Here is a 451-nt window from a genome sequence, read left to right as displayed (position 1 = left end):
GCGGCCCTTCGACTTTTAAGCTCCGGCGCGACGCCATATGCCGCCCATGATTTGGGCGGCCGAAGGTCAGACCGTACGCGCCGGCTATCGGGAGCGCGGTAGCCGCACGGTGAAAACAGTTTCTATTGCGTCCGAGCGCGCTTCCAGCGTGCAGCCGTGGGCCTCGGCAATCTTCCGTGCGATGTACAGACCGAGCCCGAGGTGACTCTCGGCTTCGTAGTTGTGCTCTTTCTCTGCGCCACGGTGAAGCGGGTCAAAGATGCGGTCCAAGGTCGATCGCTCGATAACGGGCCCGCTGTTTTTCACCTCAAAGCAAATTTCTGCAGCCGTACCCGTGAGCACCACGCGCATAGGCGCGTCGGGCGTCCCGTACTTGAATGCATTCAGAACGAGATTGCCGAGCAGCTGCTGAAGCCGCCGGCCGTCCCAGACACCGTTCGAGTCGCCAACG

1 protein-coding gene is annotated in these 451 nt (G+C 61.9%); it reads right to left on the bottom strand.

What is annotated here, in order from left to right:
- Nucleotides 1-84 precede the first annotated feature (84 nt).
- Nucleotides 85-451: sensor histidine kinase (locus BG61_RS38930; protein ID WP_035943874.1), on the bottom strand; the 367-nt coding region annotated here is incomplete at its 5' end.

Source organism: Caballeronia glathei (assembly GCF_000698595.1).
Lineage (GTDB): Bacteria > Pseudomonadota > Gammaproteobacteria > Burkholderiales > Burkholderiaceae > Caballeronia > Caballeronia glathei.
This window is presented reverse-complemented; position numbering and strand designations above follow the sequence as displayed.